An 827-nucleotide genomic window follows, 5' to 3' on the forward strand; every position below is an offset into this window, starting at 1 on the left:
CACCGTTTACGGCATGGACTACCAGGGTATCTAATCCTGTTCGCTACCCATGCTTTCGCTCCTCAGCGTCAGTTACTGCCCAGAGACCTGCCTTCGCCATCGGTGTTCCTCCTGATATCTGCGCATTTCACCGCTACACCAGGAATTCCAGTCTCCCCTACAGCACTCAAGTCAGCCCGTATCGCCTGCACGCCCGGAGTTAAGCCCCGGAATTTCACAGACGACGCGACAAACCACCTACGAGCTCTTTACGCCCAGTAATTCCGGACAACGCTCGCACCCTACGTATTACCGCGGCTGCTGGCACGTAGTTAGCCGGTGCTTCTTATACAGGTACCGTCACAAAAGCTTCGTCCCTGTCGAAAGGAGTTTACAACCCGAAGGCCTTCATCCCCCACGCGGCGTCGCTGCATCAGGCTTCCGCCCATTGTGCAATATTCCCCACTGCTGCCTCCCGTAGGAGTCTGGGCCGTATCTCAGTCCCAATGTGGCCGTCCACCCTCTCAGGCCGGCTACCCGTCGACGCCTTGGTAGGCCATTACCCCACCAACAAGCTGATAGGCCGCGAGCTCATCTTGCACCGAAAAAACTTTCCACAACTGACACTAAACAGCTGTCCTATCCGGTATTAGACCCAGTTTCCCAAGCTTATCCCGAAGTGCAAGGCAGATCACCCACGTGTTACTCACCCGTTCGCCACTCGAGTACCCCAGCAAGCTGAGGCCTTTCCGTTCGACTTGCATGTGTTAAGCACGCCGCCAGCGTTCGTCCTGAGCCAGGATCAAACTCTCCACAAAAAAATTTCAGCACAAAAGCCAAAAAATCAG

Annotated in this window: 1 rRNA gene; it reads right to left on the bottom strand. The window is 55.3% G+C overall.

The annotated features are described in order from the left end of the window. Positions 1-797: ribosomal RNA gene (locus tag HMPREF2935_RS00640) — 16S ribosomal RNA — on the bottom strand; the annotation flags it as partial. Between the last annotated feature and the right edge of the window lie 30 nt (positions 798-827).

The sequence above is a fragment of the Corynebacterium sp. HMSC076D02 genome, from assembly GCF_001813815.1.
In the GTDB taxonomy this organism is placed as follows: domain Bacteria; phylum Actinomycetota; class Actinomycetes; order Mycobacteriales; family Mycobacteriaceae; genus Corynebacterium; species Corynebacterium simulans.